This window comes from Pseudomonas sp. PDM21 (genome assembly GCF_014852505.2).
In the GTDB taxonomy this organism is placed as follows: Bacteria; Pseudomonadota; Gammaproteobacteria; order Pseudomonadales; family Pseudomonadaceae; genus Pseudomonas.
Genome location: NZ_CM181223.1, coordinates 3,783,680 through 3,801,316, shown reverse-complemented (window position 1 = coordinate 3,801,316; position 17,637 = coordinate 3,783,680). Strand labels below are relative to the sequence as shown.

15 protein-coding genes and 1 pseudogene are annotated in these 17,637 nt (G+C 67.2%); 2 read left to right on the top strand and 14 right to left on the bottom strand.

Features of this window, described 5'->3' with window-relative positions:
- Positions 1-12 precede the first annotated feature (12 nt).
- From IB275_RS17425 to IB275_RS17400, 6 genes are all read right to left on the bottom strand, one after another.
- Positions 13-861: a shikimate dehydrogenase gene (locus IB275_RS17425; RefSeq protein ID WP_192295762.1), complete on the bottom strand. Its 849-nt coding sequence runs from the start codon at positions 859-861 to the stop codon at positions 13-15.
- Positions 862-866: 5 nt separating this feature from the next.
- The gene (gene aroQ, locus IB275_RS17420; RefSeq protein ID WP_192295761.1) at positions 867-1,307 is read right to left on the bottom strand and encodes a type II 3-dehydroquinate dehydratase; all 441 of its coding nucleotides are present in this window, start codon (positions 1,305-1,307) and stop codon (positions 867-869) included.
- Between the two features lie 399 nt (positions 1,308-1,706).
- A complete protein-coding gene (lpdA, locus tag IB275_RS17415; protein WP_192295760.1) occupies positions 1,707-3,113 on the bottom strand; it encodes a dihydrolipoyl dehydrogenase in 1,407 nt (468 codons plus the stop codon).
- A gap of 14 nt (positions 3,114-3,127) precedes the next feature.
- Positions 3,128-4,411: a dihydrolipoamide acetyltransferase family protein gene (locus IB275_RS17410; RefSeq protein WP_192295759.1), complete on the bottom strand. Its 1,284-nt coding sequence runs from the start codon at positions 4,409-4,411 to the stop codon at positions 3,128-3,130.
- Positions 4,412-5,464, bottom strand: coding sequence for an alpha-ketoacid dehydrogenase subunit beta (locus tag IB275_RS17405; RefSeq protein ID WP_081519779.1), 1,053 nt, complete (start codon positions 5,462-5,464; stop codon positions 4,412-4,414).
- The gene (locus tag IB275_RS17400) at positions 5,461-6,693 is read right to left on the bottom strand and encodes a 3-methyl-2-oxobutanoate dehydrogenase (2-methylpropanoyl-transferring) subunit alpha (RefSeq protein ID WP_081519780.1); all 1,233 of its coding nucleotides are present in this window, start codon (positions 6,691-6,693) and stop codon (positions 5,461-5,463) included. Before IB275_RS17400 ends, IB275_RS17405 begins: the two co-directional genes overlap by 4 nt.
- Positions 6,694-6,966: 273 nt before the next feature.
- On the opposite strand from IB275_RS17400, the gene IB275_RS17395 reads away from it, so the two are divergent.
- On the top strand, positions 6,967-7,428 hold the full coding sequence (locus IB275_RS17395) for an Lrp/AsnC family transcriptional regulator (RefSeq protein WP_024762520.1): 462 nt from the start codon (positions 6,967-6,969) through the stop codon (positions 7,426-7,428).
- 145 nt (positions 7,429-7,573) lie between these two features.
- Here IB275_RS17395 and IB275_RS17390 read toward each other — a convergent pair whose 3' ends face one another.
- Positions 7,574-8,536: a GlxA family transcriptional regulator gene (locus tag IB275_RS17390; protein ID WP_192295758.1), complete on the bottom strand. Its 963-nt coding sequence runs from the start codon at positions 8,534-8,536 to the stop codon at positions 7,574-7,576.
- A 260-nt stretch (positions 8,537-8,796) separates the two neighbouring features.
- On the opposite strand from IB275_RS17390, the gene IB275_RS17385 reads away from it, so the two are divergent.
- On the top strand, positions 8,797-9,039 hold the full coding sequence (locus IB275_RS17385) for a DUF2790 domain-containing protein (RefSeq protein WP_081519782.1): 243 nt from the start codon (positions 8,797-8,799) through the stop codon (positions 9,037-9,039).
- A 1-nt stretch (position 9,040) separates the two neighbouring features.
- Here the strand turns inward: IB275_RS17385 and IB275_RS17380 are convergent, their stop codons facing one another.
- The 7 genes and pseudogenes from IB275_RS17380 to IB275_RS17350 all read right to left on the bottom strand — a co-directional run bounded on the left by IB275_RS17380 (position 9,041) and on the right by IB275_RS17350 (position 17,421).
- Positions 9,041-9,745, bottom strand: a complete 705-nt coding sequence (locus IB275_RS17380; RefSeq protein WP_494514447.1) for a methyl-accepting chemotaxis protein — start codon at positions 9,743-9,745, stop codon at positions 9,041-9,043.
- Between the two features lie 201 nt (positions 9,746-9,946).
- Positions 9,947-10,003 (bottom strand): annotated as a pseudogene (locus IB275_RS17375) (hypothetical protein); the annotation flags it as partial.
- Positions 10,004-11,196: 1,193 nt separating this feature from the next.
- Positions 11,197-12,534, bottom strand: coding sequence for an alginate export family protein (locus tag IB275_RS17370; protein ID WP_192295756.1), 1,338 nt, complete (start codon positions 12,532-12,534; stop codon positions 11,197-11,199).
- 195 nt (positions 12,535-12,729) lie between these two features.
- A complete protein-coding gene (locus tag IB275_RS17365) occupies positions 12,730-13,677 on the bottom strand; it encodes a helix-turn-helix domain-containing protein (protein ID WP_192295755.1) in 948 nt (315 codons plus the stop codon).
- Positions 13,678-13,769: 92 nt separating this feature from the next.
- A complete protein-coding gene (locus IB275_RS17360) occupies positions 13,770-14,804 on the bottom strand; it encodes a phosphotransferase enzyme family protein (RefSeq protein ID WP_192295754.1) in 1,035 nt (344 codons plus the stop codon).
- 9 nt (positions 14,805-14,813) lie between these two features.
- Positions 14,814-16,088, bottom strand: a complete 1,275-nt coding sequence (locus IB275_RS17355) for an aspartate aminotransferase family protein (RefSeq protein WP_192295753.1) — start codon at positions 16,086-16,088, stop codon at positions 14,814-14,816.
- Positions 16,081-17,421, bottom strand: a complete 1,341-nt coding sequence (locus tag IB275_RS17350; RefSeq protein ID WP_192295752.1) for an amino acid permease — start codon at positions 17,419-17,421, stop codon at positions 16,081-16,083. Before IB275_RS17350 ends, IB275_RS17355 begins: the two co-directional genes overlap by 8 nt.
- Between the last annotated feature and the right edge of the window lie 216 nt (positions 17,422-17,637).

The window sequence follows — 17,637 nt, the reverse complement described above, 5'->3', positions numbered from 1 at the left end:
TCCATGGTCCGATTACATCGCGCTGAAATGCGCCAGCATCCGCTCGCTGTCCGCTTCCAGGCCGCTGAACAGCTCGAAAGCCTTCACCGCCTGGAACACCGCCATGTTGCCGCCATCCAGCGTGCGGCAGCCAAGGCTGCGGGCATGCCGGAGCAGCTCGGTCTCCAGCGGGAAGTAGATGATCTCCGCCACCCACAGGCCCGAGTGCAGTAGCTCCAGCGGAAGCGGCGCGCCGGGCAGCTTGGCCATGCCCACCGGGGTGGTGTTGACCAGCCCGTCCGCCTCGGTGACTGCTCCAGCCAGGTCGAGTCCGACCCGCGCGCGCTGGCCGCCGAAATGGGCGTTGAGATTGTCCACCAGTGTCTGAGCGCGGGCCGAATCCACCTCGAAGATCGTCAGTTGCTGCACGCTTTCGCTGAGCAGTGCATGGGCCACTGCAGCGCCTGCGCCGCCGGCACCCAGCTGCACCACGCGTTCGCGCGGTGCGTCGCTGAGGTTGCGCCGGAAGCCTTCGGCAAAGCCCAGGCAATCGGTGTTGTGACCGATGCGCCTGCCATCGCGGAGCACCACGGTATTCACCGCGCCGATGCCGCGGGCTTCGTCGGATAGCTCGTGCAGCAGCGGAATCACTGCCTGCTTGCAGGGGAAGGTGATGTTCAGCCCGGTGTAGCTCATGCGCTCGGCGGCGGCGAGCAGGTCGGGCAGGGCGCCGGCATCGACGCCGAGGGAGTCCAGGTCGATCAGCCGGTAGAGGTAGCGCAGTCCCTGGGCGTCGCCCTCGCGCTCGTGCAGGGCCGGAGTGCGCGAGGCCTGGATGCCGGCGCCGATCAGGCCGGCCAGCACGGTGCGGTATTCGGTCATGGCGCTCACCCCTTGAGCCGCTTGGCGAAGTGCTGGATACCGGCGCGATAGCCGTCGCTGCCCAGCCCGGCGATAACGCCCAGGGCGATGGCGGAGACGAACGAGTGATGGCGGAACTCCTCGCGCTTGTGCACGTTGGACAGGTGCACTTCGATCACCGGCAGTTCCACGGCGGCGAGCGCATCGCGGATGGCTACCGAGGTGTGTGTCCAGGCGGCGGGGTTGATCAGGATTCCGGCGCAGCGGCCGCGCGCCTGGTGGATCCAGTCGATCAGCTGGCCTTCCTGGTTGGTCTGGCGGAATTCGATTTCCAGGCCGTGCTCGGCGCCGGTGCGCTGGCAGAGGGCAGCGATGTCGTCGAGAGTTTCGTGGCCGTAGGTCGCGGGCTCGCGGGTGCCGAGCAGGTTCAGGTTCGGCCCGTTGAGTACGAGCAGGGTGTGTGGCATGAAAGGTGGCTCCGTTGTTTTTGTATGGCCGTGAGGGGAAAGGCCTGTAGGAGCAAAATGTACCAAATGGTTAATTTGGTCAATGTCGCGAGGTTCTGTTCGTTATTGCCGTGAAATCGCAGGCTTAGACGGTAAAATAGACGCAAACGGCTGTGAACTGGTGCGTAGGTGCAGATCGGCCGGGTGGCGGTAATGCCACAATCCGTGCGGTGATCGGCCACGGTGCGTAGGAGCGGACTCTGTCCACGATTGGTCAGGTCCGGCAGAGAACCCCGACGGCGGACGTTGTCCGCCGTTCGCGGCCATGGCCAGCGCTGAACCCGTAGGCAAAAAAGACCCGCCAGCGGGCGGGTCAGGAGGGGGAAGCCTGGAGGCCAGGCCAGTTGGAGAGATCAGACTTCAGACGTGCAAGGCATGCCCCAGCGCGCGCAGCGCTGCTTCCTGCACCGCTTCGCCGAGGGTCGGGTGGGCGTGGATGGTGCCGGCGATGTCTTCCAGGCAGGCGGCCATTTCCAGCGACTGCACGAAGGCCGTGGACAGCTCCGAGACCGCCTTGCCCACGGCCTGCCAGCCGAGGATCAGGTGGTTGTCCTTGCGGGCCACCACGCGGACGAAGCCGTCGCTGGATTCCAGGGTCATGGCGCGGCCGTTGGCGGCGAACGGGAAGCTTGCGGTCAACATCTCATAGCCGGCGGCCTGAGCCTGTTCCGGCGACAGCCCGACCACCACCACTTCCGGATCGGTGAAGCACACCGCCGGGATCGCCGTGGGGGTGAAGGCGCGGCGCTTGCCGGCGATGATCTCGGCGACCATTTCGCCCTGGGCCATGGCGCGGTGCGCCAGCATGGGTTCGCCGGCGATGTCGCCGATGGCCCAGACATCGCGCATGGAGGTGCGGCACTGGTCGTCGATCTGCACGGCGCGGCCGTTCATGTCCAGGCGCAGGGTGTCGAGGTTCCAGCCGGCGGTGTTGGGGTGGCGGCCGACGGCGACCAGCACCTGGTCGGTCTCGATCACCCGCTGGGAACCGGCGCCGTCCTGCACGCGCAGGCCTTTGCCGTCCGGCTCCAGGCCCATCACGCTGTGGCCCAAGTACAGCTCGATGCCCAGCTTGCGCAGGGAATTGGCCACCGGTCGGGTCAGTTCCTCGTCATAGGTCGGCAGGATCCGCGGCTGCGCTTCCACCACCGTGACTTCCACGCCGAGCTTGCGATAAGCGATGCCCAGCTCCAGGCCGATATAGCCGCCGCCAACCACCGCCAGGCGCTTGGGCAGCGCCTTGGGTGCCAGCGCCTCGGTGGAGGAGATGACATTGCCGCCCACCGGCAGGAAGGGCAGTTCCACGGATTTCGAACCGGCTGCCAGCAGCAGGTGCTCGGTATGGATGTGCTGGGTGCCGCCTTCGGCAAGGTCGACCTCGACGGTCTTGCCGTCGACGATCTTCGCCCAGCCGTTGACCACGGTGACGCCATGCTTCTTCAGCAGTGCTGCAACACCGGTGGTCAGGCGGTCGACGATGCCGTCCTTCCATTCCACGGTGCGCTGGATGTCGATGCTCGGCGCCTGCACGCTGATGCCCAGCGGCGACTTGCCGGCGAACTCGCGGGCCTTGAGGTATTCCTCGGCAGCGTGGATCAGCGCCTTGGACGGGATGCAGCCGATGTTCAGGCAGGTGCCGCCCAGGGCCGCGCCTTCCACCAGTACGGTGCGGATGCCCAGCTGGCCGGCACGGATCGCCGCGACGTAGCCGCCGGGGCCGCCACCGATCACCAGCAGGGTGGTTTCGAGAGTCTGGTTCTGTTTCATGTCAGCGGCTTCCGTCAATCGATGAACAGGGTGGCGGGGTGTTCGAGCAGGGCGCGCACGGCCTGGATGAAGGCTGCCGCGTCCATGCCGTCGACCACCCGGTGATCGAAGGACGAGGACAGGTTCATCATCTTGCGCACGACTACCTGGCCGCTGACCACCATGGGCCGCTCGACCATGCGGTTGACTCCGACGATGGCCACTTCCGGGTAGTTGATCACCGGCGTGCTGACGATGCCGCCCAGGGCGCCGAGGCTGCTCAGGGTGATGGTCGAGCCGGAGAGCTCCTCGCGGCTGGCCTTGCCATGGCGCGCGGCTTCGGCGAGGCGCGCCACTTCCGCCGCATTGCCCCACAGATCGCGGGATTCGGAGTTGCGCAGCACCGGCACCATCAGCCCGTTGTCGCTCTGGGTCGCGACGCCCAGATGCACCGCGCCGTAGCGGGTGATCACGTCGGCTTCGTCGTCATAGCGCGCGTTGAGCTGCGGGAAGTCGCGCAGGGCGACGACCATGGCGCGGGCAATGAACGGCAGCAGGGTCAGTTTGCCGCGTGCCGCCGCGTGCTTGGCATTGAGGTGCACGCGCAGCGCTTCGAGGTCAGTGACGTCGATTTCCTCGACATAGCTGAAGTGCGGGATGCGCCGCTTGGCCTCGGCCATCTTCTGCGCGATCTTGCGGCGCAGGCCGATCACCGGGATCTGGTGTTCGTCGTGGCGCGCGGCATAACCGGAGGCAATGGTCGCGCCGCCGTGTTCCAGGAAGTGCTCCAGATCTTCACGCAGGATGCGCCCGGCCGGGCCGCTGCCTTGGACGAACTGCAGCTCCACGCCCAGATCACGGGCACGCTGGCGCACCGCCGGTGAGGCCAGCGGCTTCTCCCCCGGCGCGCGGCGCGGCGCCGGCGACGGAGCAGGGCGCGCGGCCGGGGCGACCGGTTTGCTTTCGACGCGCAGTGCAGGCTTGGGGGCTTCGGCGACGGGGGCCGGCTTGGCTTCCGGCTTGGCCGGCTCTTCTTCGTGGGCCTTGGGTTGCGCGGCTTCACGGTGGTTGCCGTGGCCTTCCACTTCCAGGCGGATCAGCTCGCCGCCCACGGCCATCACCTGGCCGGGCACGCCGCCCAGGGCGATGATCTTTCCGGCCACCGGCGAGGGGATTTCCACGGTGGCCTTGTCGGTCATGACTTCCGCCAGCAGCTGGTCCTCATGGACCTCGTCGCCGACCTGGACATGCCACTCCACCAGCTCGACCTCGGCGATGCCTTCGCCGATGTCCGGCATCTTGATGACGTGAGTGCCCATTCAGACCTCCATGGCGCGCTTGAAGGCCGCGCCGACGCGCGCGGGCCCCGGGAAGTAGTCCCATTCCTGGGCGTGCGGGTAGGGAGTGTCCCAGCCGGTCACGCGCGCAATGGGGGCTTCGAGGTGGTGGAAGCAGTTTTCCTGGACCAGCGACATCAACTCGGCGCCGTAACCGCAGGTGCGGGTGGCCTCGTGGACGATGACGCAGCGGCCGGTCTTCTTCACCGACTCGACGATGGTGTCCAGGTCCAGCGGCCAGAGGCTGCGCAGGTCGATGATCTCGGCATCGATGCCGGTTTCCTCGGCGGCGGTCTGGGCCACGTAGACGGTGGTGCCATAGGTCAGCACGGTCAGTTCGGAGCCGGGGCGGGCGATGGCCGCCTTGTCCAGCGGCACGCTGTAGTAACCCTCCGGCACCTGGCTGGCCGGGTGCTTGGACCAGGGCGTCACCGGGCGGTCGTGGTGGCCGTCGAACGGGCCGTTATACAGGCGCTTGGGTTCGAGGAAGATCACCGGGTCGTCGTTCTCGATGCAGGCGATCAGCAGGCCCTTGGCGTCGTACGGGTTGGACGGCATGACGGTGCGCAGGCCGCAGACCTGGGTGAACATTGCCTCCGGGCTCTGGCTGTGGGTCTGCCCGCCGTAGATGCCGCCGCCGCAGGGCATGCGCACGACCATGGGTACGGTGAAGTCGTTGACCGAGCGGTAGCGGATGCGCGCGGCTTCCGAGACCAGCTGGTCGGTGGCCGGGTAGACATAGTCGGCGAACTGGATTTCCACCACCGGGCGCAGGCCGTAGGCGCCCATGCCGACGGCGGCGCCGATGATGCCGCTCTCGGAGATCGGCGCGTCGAACACCCGCGAGGTGCCGTACTTCTTCTGCAGGCCTTCGGTGCAGCGGAACACGCCGCCGAAGTAGCCGACGTCCTGGCCGAACACCACGACGTTGTCGTCGCGCTCGAGCATCACGTCCATGGCCGAGCGCAGCGCCTGGATCATGGTCATGCTGGTGACCGCCTGGGCGTTCTCGTGTTGCTGGTTCATGGCATTCATACCCCGAGCTCCTGGCGCTGCCGGCGCAGGTGTTCCGGCAGGTCCTTGTAGACGTCGTCGAACAGATTGGCGGCGCTGAACACATGGCCGTCCACCAGTGAGCCGTGGCGTTCGGCTTCCTTCTGCGCGGCGATCACTTCGGCTTCCAGTTCCTTCTTCAGCGCTTCCTGCTGCTCCTCGGACCAGATGCCGAGGCCGATCAGGTGCTGCTTGAGGCGGGCGATGGGATCGCCCAGCGGGAAGTTGGTCCAGTCGTCGGCGGGGCGGTACTTGGATGGATCGTCCGACGTGGAGTGCGGGCCTGCACGATAAGTGACCCACTCGATCAGGCTCGGGCCATGGCCACGGCGGGCGCGCTCGGCGGCCCATTGCGAGGCGGCATAGACGGCGAGAAAGTCGTTGCCGTCCACCCGCAGCGAGGCGATGCCGCAGCCCACGCCACGGTTGGCGAAGGTGGTGCCTTCACCGCCGGCGATGGCCTGGAAGGTGGAGATCGCCCACTGGTTGTTGACCACGTTGAGGATCACCGGCGCGCGGTAGACGTGGGCGAAGGTGAGGGCGGTGTGGAAGTCGGATTCGGCGGTGGCGCCGTCACCGATCCAGGCGGACGAGATCTTGGTGTCGCCCTTGATCGCCGAGGCCATGCCCCAGCCGACGGCCTGGATGAACTGGGTGGCGAGGTTGCCGGAGATGGAGAAGAAGCCCTTCTCGCGGCTGGAGTACATGATCGGCAGCTGGCGGCCCTTGAGCGGGTCCTGCTCGTTGGAGAGCAGCTGGCAGATCATGTCCTTGAGCGGGTAGTCGCGGGTGATCAGGATGCCTTGCTGACGGTAGGTCGGGAAGGTCATGTCACCGTCGCGCAGGGCCATGGTGTGCGCGGTGGCGATGGCCTCTTCACCCAGGCACTGCATGTAGAAGGACATCTTCTTCTGGCGCTGGGCAGTGAGCATGCGCGCGTCGAAGATGCGCGTCTTGAGCATCAGGCGCATGCCGCGCAGCAGTTGCTCGTGGCTCAGGTCCGGAGCCCAGGGGCCGACGGCGTTGCCGCTCTCGTCGAGCACGCGCACCAGGCTGAAGGCCAGGTCGGTGGTCTGCGCGGGTTCCACGTCGATGTCGGGCTTGCGCACCTCGCCGGCGGGCGACAGGTGCAGGTAGGAGAAGTCGGTCTTGCAGCCCGGGCGTCCGGTGGGCTCGGGGACGTGCAGGCGGAGCGGAGCGTAGTCGGTCATGGTCGGTCTCCAGTTGTGATCGTGGGTGTGGATCAGCAGACGGAAGAGGCCATGCCTGGCGGGCGCACCCGGCCGGGTAGGGCTACGGTGCGGGTGCCGCGCGGGGTCGCGTGGCGGGGGGTGACATCACTCATGGTGAGGTCCTCGGTTGTTGTAGTTGTGGTTTCAGTATAGGTGTGACCGGTTGGTTTTTTGCTCCAAATTGACTAGCTATAAGCTTCGGGATTAGTGTGTTTGAACTATAAAAACAACCTTCCGTAGTACTGAGGAAAAATGGCTGATCTGGACCGCACCGACCTGAAAATCCTCCGCGCCCTGGCCGATGACGGCCGCCTGTCCTGGCGCGATCTGGCGCAGAACATCGGCCTGTCGCTGACCCCGACCCTGCGCCGGGTGCGCCGCCTGGAGGAGGAGCACTACATCCAGGGCTACTTCGCGCGCCTCGACGAAGAGCGCCTGTCCGGCGGCATGAGCGTGTTCGTCTCGGTGTCCCTGGAAAAACAGACCGGCGATTACCTCGCCCGGTTCGAAGAACGCATCGTCCAGGCGCCGCAGGTGATGAGCTGCTTCCAGATGACCGGCGACGCCGACTACATGCTGCGAGTGGTGGTGAAGGACCTGTCGGCTTACCAGCTGTTCCTCACCAACACGCTGACGCAGATTCCCGGCGTGGCGGGGATCAAGTCGGCGTTCGCGCTGAAGTCGGTGATGCTGCGCTCGGCGCCGCCGATCTGAGCCCGCGCAGGAGCTATCAGTGAGCGCATGGGTAGGATGGGTGGAGCGCAGTGATACCCATGCTGATCGTGCGTCGGATTGATGGGTATCGCTGCGCTCCACGCCATCCTACGACGAGGCACGCCGGACACTTTGGCGTGGAGGATCAACCCTCGCGGCGGAACTGCTCGCGATACTGCGTTGGCGTGACGCCCAGGCGCTGGGCGAACACCAGGCGCATGCGTGCCGCGCTGCCGAAGCCGCAGCGCCAGGCGATCACTTTCAGCGCCAGATCGCTGCCTTCCAGCAACCCGCGAGCGGCGTCGATGCGGGCGCGCTGGACGAACTCGGCCGGTGTCACGCCCGCCTCGCGGACGAACACGCGGGCGAAGCTGCGCGGGCTCATCGCCACTTCGGCGGCCAGTTGCGGCACCCCCAGCGGCTGGTCGAGATTTTCCTGCACGTAGCGCTGGATGCGCGCCACCGGCGAGCCTTCATCGGCCGGGGCCTGCAGGAAGGGGCTGAATTGCGACTGCCCGCCCTGACGCTGTGCGACCACCAGCAGCCGTTTCGCCACCGCCAGCGCCACCGCCGCGCCATGGTCCTCGGCGACCAGAGCCAGCGCCAGGTCGATACCGGCAGTCACGCCGGCCGAAGTCACCAATGCACCATCGCGCACATGAATCCGGTCGGGCTCGACCTGCGCGAGCGGGAACAACTCCGCAAGCCGTCGCGCATCGCTCCAGTGGGTCGTCACGCGCTTGCCGTCAAGCAGCCCGGCATGGCCTAGCAGGAAGGCCCCGGTGCAGATCGAGCCATAACGCGGCGCCTGGGGACAGGCCGCGCGCAACCAGTCGAGCAAATCCGGCGCAGGCGACTCATCCGGCAAGGCCGGCCCGCCCGGCACCAGCAGGATGTCGGCGGCGCCGTGGCCCTGTTCGAGGCTGAAGTCGGCGCCGAGCCACTGGCCGTTGGAGGCGCGCAGCGGGAAGGACGGGGCGGCGAGGGTCACCACCTGATAGCCCTGGCCGGCGGGGACGAAGGCATTGGCTTCGGCGAACACGTCCAGCGGGCCGGAAACATCCAGCGCCTGCACGCCGGGGAACAGCAGCATGGCCACGCGCTTCATGGCGCCTCCCGATCCGATCGATGGCATTCATTCTTGCGGGAGAAAGTGCTGGCCGCAAACGCTTCGGGAGTTCGAATGCTGCCAGTCAGACAACAGTCGGCGTGATAATCACAAGTCGGGGTGGCTCGCAAACCGCCATTGTTACGCAATCTGCAGAAATTCATTGTCGAACTCGCGCTGTGTCCCGAGCGGCCGCTCGGCTAGATTTATGGCTGTGGGCCACGATCGACGCGACCCGCGTGATCCCTGAGGTTCCTGCCATGAAATCCACCCTTAGCGCACTCTTCGCCATCCCCGCCTTGCTGCTGTCCTTCAGTGCTTTCGCCGACGATGCTGCCGTGTACCACTACGGCATGCCGCTGGATGTGGCCAAGGTACTGAGCATCTCGCAACCCAACGAGCGCTGCGAAGTCAGCCAGGCCACCATGGTCTACCTGGACTCCAAGGGCGAGCAGCACACCGTCAAGTACCTGCGCCAGACCCCGATGTGCAGCAAGGTCTGACTCAGGCGCGGAACTGCTCCACCAATCCCTGCTGCCGGCTGGCCAGGTCGTTCAGTGAACGACTGGCGCTGGCGGCCTGCTGCGCGTGATCGGAAATGGTCTGAGTGACGTCGCGGATGCCGGCGATGTTGCGATTGATCTCCTCGGCGACGCTGCTCTGTTCCTCCGCCGCGCTGGCGATCTGCAGATTCATTTCGCTGATCAGATTCACCGCCTCGCCGATCCGGCGCAGGGCGTCGATGGCCTGGCGCGCCTGATCGACGTTGCCCTGGGCCTGGGCAAAGCTGCCCTGCATCGCGCTGGTCACTGACTGGCCGCGCGCCTGCAGGTTCTCGATCACTTCGCGAATCTCTTCCACCGATTCCTGGGTGCGCCGGGCCAGCCCGCGTACTTCGTCCGCGACCACGGCAAAGCCGCGCCCGGCGTCGCCCGCGCGCGCCGCTTCGATGGCGGCGTTGAGGGCGAGCAGGTTGGTCTGCGCGGCGATGCCGCAGATGACTTCGAGGATCGAGCCGATCTGCTCGTTGCTCGCCGCCAGCTGCTGCAACTCGGCCATCGCCTGGTTCATCCCGGCGGCCAGCAGGTCGATGCCACTGTTGGTGGCGTCCAGGGTGCGGAAGCCATCGTCGCAGGCCTGCTCCGCGGTGTGCGCGGCTTCGGCAGCGCGGGCGGCGCTGCGGGCGGAATCCTGGGCGGTGGCGGACATTTCCTGGAGCGCCGTGGCGACCATGTCGATCTCGCGGAACTGTTGCTGCATGCCGTCGCTGGTCTGCCGGGCGATCTGCGCCGAGCGGTCGGCGGTGGAGTGTGCCTCGCGGGTCGCCGACTGCACGGCGGCGATACTCGGCTGCAGCTTGTCGAGGAAGCGGTTGAAGGCGGTGGCCAGCCGGCCCAGTTCGTCGCGGCGCGGGTAATCGAGGCGGCGGGTGAGGTCGCCTTCGCCGTCGGCGATATCTTCCAGCATCCGTGCCAGGCGCAGGATCGGCCGGCTGATGCCGAGCGCGGTGAGAGCCACCAGCAGCATGCCGAGCAGCCCGGCGGCGATGCCTACGCCGGTTTCCAGCGCGGTGCTTTTCCAGCGCAGGTCATCCAGCGTGCCCTTGAGGCGTTCCGCCGGGGCGAGCATCACCGCGCGCGGCACGCTGAGCAGGATGCCCCAGGGCGCGGCGTCCGGCACCGGCGCGAGGCTGTGCAGCACGCTGATGGATGCACCGTCATCAAAGAACTGCGAGCGCCCGGCGACAATCTCGGCGAGCACGGTTTTGTCTGCGAACTTCTGCCCCAGCTTCGAGGCGTCGCCGCTGTCGCCTGCGATCAGGCCGTTGGGGCTGAGGATGCGAATGCGGCCCTGGCCGTCGAACAGGCTGCGGCTGCCTTCCGCGCTGCTTTGCTGCAGCGCCGCCAGGTCGATGTCGAAGCCCACGGCAGCGATGGCCTTGCCGTTCTCCAGCAGCGGCAGGGTGACGCTGGTGACCAGCCGGCGCTGGCCCGAGGCGTCGTCGAAATACGGGTCGAGCACACAGGGGCGGGCATGCCCGGTGGAGCAGGTGAAGAAGGCGTTGTAGGGCTGGCCGCTGGGGCCGGGCGTGGTGTCGCCGAGAACCTGCTCGGTGCCGATCACCCGCTGGATATCCTTGCCGTTCTGCAGCAGGTAGAGGGCGAAGCGGCCGGTCTCGTTGCTGCCCAGGTCTTCGCGGGCGGCGAACTGGCTGTCGGCGGCGTCCAGCGCATCGGGCTGGAACACCAGGAACAGGCCGAGCAGCTCCGGGTGTGCGCCGAGGGTATCGGCCATCGAATGATTGAGGGCGGTGCGCAGCGCGGCGGGGTCGAGGACGCCCTGCTGCTGTTGCGCGCGCAGGCTCTGCACTGTGCGCAGCAGGCCTTCACCGAGCAGCAGGTTGTTCTGCAGGCGTTCGCGGATCAGCAGGGCCTGCACCTGGCCCTGGGTTTCCAGGTTGTGCCGTGCGGCAACGGCGAACAGCTCGCCGCTGTCGTGCTGGATGGTGCGGCTGTCCTGCCGCGCCTGGTACAGCGAGAGGCCGATCAGGACGCTGGCGACCAGAATCAGGCAGAGGCCCGCCAGCCAGGTGATACGGCCCTGGATGGACGTCAGGAGGCTGGGCATGGCGGGCTTTCCTTAGGCTTTGAATCCGTGGATCAGAACGTGGTGGAGAACAGCAGCTGGCTGTAGAGGTTGCTGTTGTCGTTGCCGATCTGGGTGCCGCCTTCGGCTGCGCTCTTCTTCGGCTGGTACAGGCCCACCAGCGGAATGATCACCAGGTGCTCGTTGATCGCCCACTCGGCGTAGAGATCCAGCTCGCGACCGTCAGTGTTGCCCAGGTCGGTGTCCAGGGTGTGGAAGTCGAAGTACTGCGCGCCGATGGAGAGATTCTCCAGCGGGGTGACCTTGGCGCCGACGTTGTGTACGCGCGTGTTGTTGTTGAACGGGCCGGAGTAGTTGCCCGCCACCTCGCCCTGGAACCAGGTGCCGAAGCCACGGCTGAAGCCGTAGAAGAGGGTGTCGTAGCCTTCGGAGAAGCGGCTGAAGCGGTAGCTGATATAGGGCTTCCAGGTGACGTCGGAGAAGGTCCAGCCGGCCTCCAGGTACCAGGCGTTGGCGGTGTCGTCGGTGTACTGGGCGTCGCGCTTGTCCTGCCAGGCGTACTCGCCGGAGAGGAACAGGTTCTCCACGCCGGCGTTGCCGGTGCCGCGCAGGCTGTAGGTCTTCATGTCCTTGCGGTCGAGCTGGATGGGCGAGGCGTAGCGCTCGTCCACGTCGGTGACGTCGATGTAGGTCAGGCCGAAGGTGGCTTCCGGGGCGACATGTTCGAGGGTGGCGACATACAGCTCGGAGTTGGCCTGGGCGCGGTTGTCCGACTTCAGGCGCATCAGGTCGCCGCGCCAGCCTTCCTTGCCGCCGATGCGCAGCACGGCGGTTTCGTCGAAGTCGCGGCGCGCCGCCAGGTAGTAGCCGCCGCCACGGTTGTATTCGCCGTCGGCCAGGCCCTTGCCCATGTTCAGGGCGTCGCCGTCGATCAGGAAACCATCGCCGACCACGATGTTCTGGCGACCGAAGGACAGGTCGATGCCATCGTCACCCAGCACCGGGAACAGCCCGGCCGAGCGCCAGCCGGCATAGGCGTCCTCGATCTTGGTGGTGCGTTCGGAACCGTCGCTGAAGCCGGCGGCGTCGCCGTCGCCCCAGGTGCCGGAGCTGAGCAGGTTGAAGGCGCCGTAGGCGGTGCCCGCGCCGCCCAGCTTCTGGTCGCCGCTCAGGCCGTACTTGATGAAGCCTTCCTGCCAGGACGAAGAGCCTTCATCCAGGGTGCCGGTCATGTTGTAGCGCTCCTGGCTGTGGAACAGCCCGAAGGTCGCCGAGAGGTCGGCGTTCAGGTGCGTGTCGTCGGTCGCGTACAGCTCGTAGGCGCTGGCGGAACTGGCCCCGGCGATGAGCAGGGCGAGCAGGGTGGGGCGCAGCACGGCGGCGTGGGTCATGGTGAAGGCATCCGTTTCGTTATTGTCGATTGAGGGGATGTGACTTCTGCCGATGCTAAGTAAGGGCTGGCCCCGTGCCGTTGCTCCTGTCTGCCAAGTGATTGGGTGTGGTTGCCAGATCGCCCAAGGCTTCTATTTCCGGGAAAAGTGGGCTCGCTGCGCCGAAAAAGTGCAGATAGTCGGAATTCGTGCCGATCAGCGCGAACGCGAGATCAGTGACGGTTGCTCCGCATACAGGCGTTTGTACAACGCCGAGAAGTGACTGGAACTGGCGAACCCCAGGTCCAGTGCCAGGTGGGTGATGCTCTGCTGCGGCTCCTGCTTGAGCCGGCGGCGCGCCTCGGCCAGGCGCAGGCTGAGGAAGAACTGTTGCGGCGTGCTCTGGCAGATCTGCCGGAAGCAGTACTGCAGGGTACGCTGGCTGGTGTTCAGGCGCTGGCTCAGTTCCAGCAGCGACAGCGGCTCGGAGAGGTCGGCCTGCATGCGCTCGATGGCTGCCAGCACCAGGCGGCGATGTTGCTGCAATGAGCGCGGCGCGCCTTCGCGGTCGTTGCCGGGGAGGATTTCTTCCAGCGCCTGCAGTACGTGGCTGAGCACCAGGGCGACTGCATGCCCGGCCTGCTGCGGATCGTCCACCCGCCACAGCTCGCCTTCGAAGCCGGCGAGGGCGTCGCACAGGCTGCGGCGCAGGCCGCCGGCGCCAGTAGGCGAAAGCTCCAGGCGTCGTTGCTGCAGCGCGCGTTCGAACAGCTCGCGCTCCTCTGCGCCGAGCAGGCGTTCCAGCTGTGGCTGGCTGAAGGTCAGGCCGAGCATGTGGATTTCCCCGGCGGCGCAGATTTCCAGCTCGCGACCGCCTTCGAGCACCAGCAGGGTGTCGTCGTGCAGGGCCTGGCCGTTGAAGCGCGAATCGGCACTGGCGCGCAGGGGGATGCCGATCACCAGGTGGCCGGCGGGCGGCGCCATGTTCTCGTGCAGGTGCAGGTTGGAATGTTCGTAGATCAGCGAGGCGTCGGGCAGTTGCACATGCAGCAGCTCCGCCTGCAGGCGGCCGTGGCCGAGCTGGGTGTAGTCCTGGCTCCAGCCGGCGAGGGCGCAGGCCAGTTCATCGGAGTCGGTTGCCTGATGGCGGGCGATGCCGGTCATTGCGGGTCACCTCGGTTGTGCGCCGAGTATCGGTCAGTGCTGGCGGGCAGGCTTGTGCCTGCGCGCCAGGGTGTTGCGGCGCTCTGCCAGTTTCAGCGGCCGGCGAGGTAGGCGGCGGCCAGTGTACAGGCGCGCTCGATCAGCATGGGCGCCAGTTCCCGGGCGGTTTCGCTGGTGGGCCGGGTGTGCACCCAGCCCAGGTAGGTGGTGCCGCGCAGGGCGAGGAACAACGGCAGCGCGGCGCGGTCGGCTCCGGACAGTGGCTTGACCGAGTCGTAGCCGGCCAGCAGCGCCGCCTGGATCTGCGCCAGGCGCGGGTCGTCCAGACAAAAGTACAGCGCAGTGGCCAGCTCGAACATGTGCCAGCCGAAGCCGGCATCGTCGAAGTCGATCAGTTGCAGTTCGCCGCCTTCGAGCAACAGATTCTCCGGCACCAGGTCGGCGTGGATCATGCCGAAGTTGCCTAGGTTGCGGCCGTAGCGGCGCAGGTCGAGGCGGGCTTCCTGTCGAGCTCTCTGCAGAAGCTCGCGTTGCCCATCGCTGAGCAGCTCCAGCTCCCAGAATCGCCCCCAGAACGGGTTGGCGCCGACTAGGCCTTCCTCGTCCCAGGCGTGCCGGGTGAATTCGTTGGGCTGGCGCCACTGGGCTGAATTCAGGTGGATGCGCGCGGCCACGACGCCGGCCTGATGGAACAGCGCCTCGATGTCGCCATCGGCGCTCAGGCCCTGCTCGGCGGAGCCCAAAGTGCTACCGGAAAGCCAGCCGAGCATGTCGACGAAGCGTGATTCTTCCAGAGCAGTGCTGCGTACCTCGGCCAGGTGCTCGCCGCTGCGGGTGCGGATGATGCTCGGTACGCCGATACCGCCGGCGGCCAACTGCTCCATCCAGGTCAGCTCCGAACGCAGTGCCGCTTCGCTGTGGTAGCCGCCGCGGTGCACGCGCAGGGCGCTGCGCGTGCCGTCGCTACGGGTGGCGCAGAACACTGCGTTCTCGCGGTACTTGAGCAGCTCCAGGCCGACGAAATCGCCATCCCAGTGGTGCAGGGCGTCCAGTGCCAGGTCGCGAAGGCAGGCGATCTGCTGGTCGTGATCGAGCTCTGTGAAACAAGCCTTGGAAAAGTCGTTCATGGTAGCTCCTCAGAGTTCGCTCAGGACCTGGTTCAGGGTGTCGATGAACAGCTCGCCGTGCTCGGCCTCGAACACCAGAGGCGGGCGAATCTTGAGGATGTTGTCGTCGCCGCCGATCTTGCTGATCAGCACGCCACGCTGGCGCATGCGGTTGACGATGCGTCGCGCTTCGAGCCCGGCCGGCTCGCGGCTGGCGCGGTCGCGCACCAGTTCCACGGCGAAGAACAGACCCTGGCCGCGAACGTCGCCGATGATCGAGTGGCGCTCGACGAGGCGATGCAGTTCGGCGCTGAGCTTCGCGCCCTGGCGCCGGGCGTTGCCTTGCAGGTCCTGCTCGGTGATCACGTCCAGCACCGCCTGGCCGACGGCAGCGGCCACCGGCGAGCCGCCGAAGGTGTTGAAGTACATGTTGCTGCGGCCGAAGGTCTCCACGCGCTCGCGGTTGGTCACCACGCCCGCCAGAGGGAAGCCGTTGCCCATGGGTTTGCCGAGGGTGACGATGTCCGGCACCAGCGGGTGCGACTGGTGGCCCCACATATGGTCGCCGGTGCGGGCAAAGCCCGATTGCACCTCGTCGGTGATCAGCAGGCCGCCGGCATCGCGCACCAGCTTCGCCACGCGCTCCAGGTAGCCGGCCGGCAGGCGCGGAATGCCTTCGTTGGCGAACAGGGTGTCGATCAGCATGGCCGCCAGGCCGACGCCGGCCGTCTGCAGCTCGGCGATGGCTTCGGCGACCTTGGCCACGTAGCGGTCGGCGATTTGCTCGGGCGTGCCGTCGGCATGGTAAAGGCAGGGGATCGGCACGGCCCGCGCGTGGGCGGAGAACGGCTCGGAGCTGGGCAGCGCGGTGGTCACTGCCGCCAGGCTGGTGGTGTTGCCGTGGTAGTTGTAGTCGCTGACGATCACGCCCTTGTTGCCGGTGGCGAAGCGCGCCATGCGCAGGGCCAGCTCGTTGGCCTCGCTGCCGGTGCAGGTGAACATCAGGCTGTCCAGCGGTTCGGCAAAGGTCGCGGTGAGGCTCTCGGCGTAGCGCACCACGCGCTCGTTTAGGTAGCGGGTGTGGATGTTCAGCGTCGCCGCCTGTTCGGCCATGGCCGCCACCACCCTGGGGTGGCAGTGGCCGACGCAGGGCACATTGTTGTAGCAGTCCAGGTAGCGCTTGCCGGCGGCGTCGATGAGCCAGACACCGTCGCCTTTCACCAGCTCCAGCGGCTCGTCGTAGAACAGCGGCGAGGCATCGCCCATGACCTGGTGGCGGCGTTGCAGCAGGGTCGATTCAGACATTCTCGGCATTCTCCAGGGGCTTGCCGGCGCGGTTGGCGGCGCGCAGCAGGTAGTTGAGGATGAGGGCGGCGACCACCAGGGCCAGGGCGCTGAGCATCGCCACTTCGAGCTGGAAGCAGGCGGCGATCACCACCAGCGTCAGCAGCATGCCGACGCTGGCCACGAGCGGGCCGCCGCGCAGGCGGAACGGGCGCGCCAGGCCGGGCTGGGTGCGGTGCAGACGCAGGTAGGCGGCGAACAGCACCAGATGGCAGCTGCCCAGCAGCAGGACGATGCACAGCAGGAGCTTTTCCGGCGGCACCAGGGTCAGCGGCAGGCCGATCACGGTCAGCACCAGCAGGGCGACGTAGGGCGCGCCACGGCGGTTGGTGCGCGCCATGGCGGCGGGGAAGAAGCCGTCACGGGCCAGGGCGAACAGCTGGCGGGAGGCGGAGAACACCACCGAGAAGAAGGTCGCCAGCAGGCCGCATACGGCGCCGGAACCAACCAGCAGCGGCAGCCAGTCACGCTCGCCGTAGAGTCCGCCGTGGGTCATGGCGGCGTACAGCGGGTCGCCGGCGTTGCCGACCACTTCTACCCCGGCGGCGCCCGGCGCGCTGATCACCACGGTCAGGGCGGTCAGCAGCAGGGTAGCGACGGCGGCGATGATCCCGCGCGGCATGCTGCGGCCCGGTTCGGCGGCTTCCTCGGCGGCGGAGGCGACCTGCTCCAGGCAGATGAACATCCAGATGGCAAAGGGCACGCAGGCGAACACGCCGCCGACGCTCACACCCGGCAGCGCGCTGGCGGCGTTGGGCAGCGGGCTGCCGGTAGTGGCCAGCAGGTTTTCCCAGTGTACGTGGGGCAGCATGGCGCCACCAAAGGCCAGCAGCGCGATGGCTGCCACGGCGCCGGCCAGCAGGGTCAACCCGAGGGCTTCGCCAACGCCAACGATGTGAATGCCGATGATTACCGCGAACAGGCCGATACGCACCGGCCAGCCGCCGAAGCCGAACACTGACTCCATATAGGCGGCGAGGAAGTTGGCAGCCGCGCCGGTGCCGATGGTCAGCGCCAGTGCACAGGCCGCGCCGACCAGATAGCCGACGAAGGGCCCGAAGGCCAGCTGCGCGTAGGCGAACACACCGCCAGCATGGGGCCGCGCGGTGGAAAGTTCGCACACGCACAGCGCCAGGCCGCCGCAGAGCACGGCCATCAGCAGGGTGGCGACGAGCATGTTGGCCCAGCCGCTGCTGGCCAGGCCGTAGTTCCAGCCGGAGAACTGCCCGGCGATGACCAGTGAAATGCCGAGCCCGGCGATCTGGGGCCAGCGGAGTACGCCTTGTTTGAGCATGGTGGGTGTCCCTTGCCTGTGAATGATGAGGGGTGAACGGCAGTCAGCCGCGCGCGCCGGAGCGCAGCGGGCAAGGGAGGGCGTCGGCGGTTGCCGACGGTTGGATGCGTGGAGTCATGGGGCGGCCCTTCTTGTTGTTTTGTGGGTTGCACGCGCCGGCCGTCAGGTGCGGCGGGCAGGGAGAAGGTACGAAGGGCGCGGGGTGGGGCGATATCA

What these genes read in the sequence shown, in the direction of transcription:
- lpdA (WP_192295760.1), bottom strand. Translation starts at nt 3,113, where the DNA reads ATGAAACAGAACCAGACTCTCGAAACCACCCTGCTGGTGATCGGTGGC.
- IB275_RS17385 (WP_081519782.1), top strand. Translation starts at nt 8,797, where the DNA reads ATGAAATCCACCCTTAGCGCACTCTTCGCCATCCCCGCCTTGCTGCTG.
- IB275_RS17395 (WP_024762520.1), top strand. Translation starts at nt 6,967, where the DNA reads ATGGCTGATCTGGACCGCACCGACCTGAAAATCCTCCGCGCCCTGGCC.
- IB275_RS17360 (WP_192295754.1), bottom strand. Translation starts at nt 14,804, where the DNA reads ATGAACGACTTTTCCAAGGCTTGTTTCACAGAGCTCGATCACGACCAG.
- aroQ (WP_192295761.1), bottom strand. Translation starts at nt 1,307, where the DNA reads ATGCCACACACCCTGCTCGTACTCAACGGGCCGAACCTGAACCTGCTC.
- IB275_RS17355 (WP_192295753.1), bottom strand. Translation starts at nt 16,088, where the DNA reads ATGTCTGAATCGACCCTGCTGCAACGCCGCCACCAGGTCATGGGCGAT.
- IB275_RS17350 (WP_192295752.1), bottom strand. Translation starts at nt 17,421, where the DNA reads ATGCTCAAACAAGGCGTACTCCGCTGGCCCCAGATCGCCGGGCTCGGC.
- IB275_RS17390 (WP_192295758.1), bottom strand. Translation starts at nt 8,536, where the DNA reads ATGAAGCGCGTGGCCATGCTGCTGTTCCCCGGCGTGCAGGCGCTGGAT.
- IB275_RS17425 (WP_192295762.1), bottom strand. Translation starts at nt 861, where the DNA reads ATGACCGAATACCGCACCGTGCTGGCCGGCCTGATCGGCGCCGGCATC.
- IB275_RS17380 (WP_494514447.1), bottom strand. Translation starts at nt 9,745, where the DNA reads ATGTCCGCCACCGCCCAGGATTCCGCCCGCAGCGCCGCCCGCGCTGCC.
- IB275_RS17400 (WP_081519780.1), bottom strand. Translation starts at nt 6,693, where the DNA reads ATGACCGACTACGCTCCGCTCCGCCTGCACGTCCCCGAGCCCACCGGA.
- IB275_RS17405 (WP_081519779.1), bottom strand. Translation starts at nt 5,464, where the DNA reads ATGAATGCCATGAACCAGCAACACGAGAACGCCCAGGCGGTCACCAGC.
- IB275_RS17370 (WP_192295756.1), bottom strand. Translation starts at nt 12,534, where the DNA reads ATGACCCACGCCGCCGTGCTGCGCCCCACCCTGCTCGCCCTGCTCATC.
- IB275_RS17410 (WP_192295759.1), bottom strand. Translation starts at nt 4,411, where the DNA reads ATGGGCACTCACGTCATCAAGATGCCGGACATCGGCGAAGGCATCGCC.
- IB275_RS17365 (WP_192295755.1), bottom strand. Translation starts at nt 13,677, where the DNA reads ATGACCGGCATCGCCCGCCATCAGGCAACCGACTCCGATGAACTGGCC.